General features: G+C 52.6%; 1 protein-coding gene. It reads right to left on the bottom strand.

Features of this window, described 5'->3' with window-relative positions:
• On the bottom strand, window positions 1–599 hold a 599-nt coding region (locus AVZ68_RS19465; RefSeq protein ID WP_157404773.1), incomplete at both ends, for an IS110 family transposase.

Below are 599 nucleotides of genomic sequence, written 5' to 3'. Positions count from 1 at the left end.
AAAGATCTCCGGTCTCGGCGAGAAGGTCGATGATGGTCGCATCTCCAAGCCCAGGGACGGTTTGAAGGTACTCAAAAGAGACAGTGGTTTTCACAAGCTCAGTCAATTTTGCCGTTAACGTCTCGATTTCTTCCTCTAGCTGGTGGTAACGTCGAACAAGTGTGGCGATCTCTATGCGGGCCATCTGTTGTCCTTCGGTTACGCCAATCGAGAGGCGAGCAACCTCCTTCAACTGCTCGGTTTTTGGGCGTTGGGGAGCTTTCATCCCTTCCGAGTTTCGATAAAGCGCGAGAAGCTCATCCGTTTCGTATTGGTTCACATCTTCTGGGAACGGGGTCTGCTCCATAACGGCAAAGGCCATCTTCCCAAAGCTCGGGAATACTCGACGGAACTCCGGAAAGTACCGGTCTAACCAACGAATGATTTTGTTTTTGGTCGCGCCTTGTTCTTGCGTGAGCGATTCTCGCAGGTTGGCTCCCACGCGTAATTCGGCCTCCTGATCATGGAGGATGCGGGGGGAACTGTAATGACCGTCCTTCACGAGTCGAGCAATCACTCGCGCGTCTTTCGCATCGGTTTTCGTTTGCGAGTTGTCATCG

The organism is Shouchella shacheensis (genome assembly GCF_001484965.1).
Taxonomy (GTDB): Bacteria; Bacillota; Bacilli; order Bacillales; family Bacillaceae_D; genus Shouchella; species Shouchella shacheensis.
The sequence above is the reverse complement of the archived record's forward strand: the minus strand, read 5'-3'. Positions and strand labels throughout refer to the sequence as shown.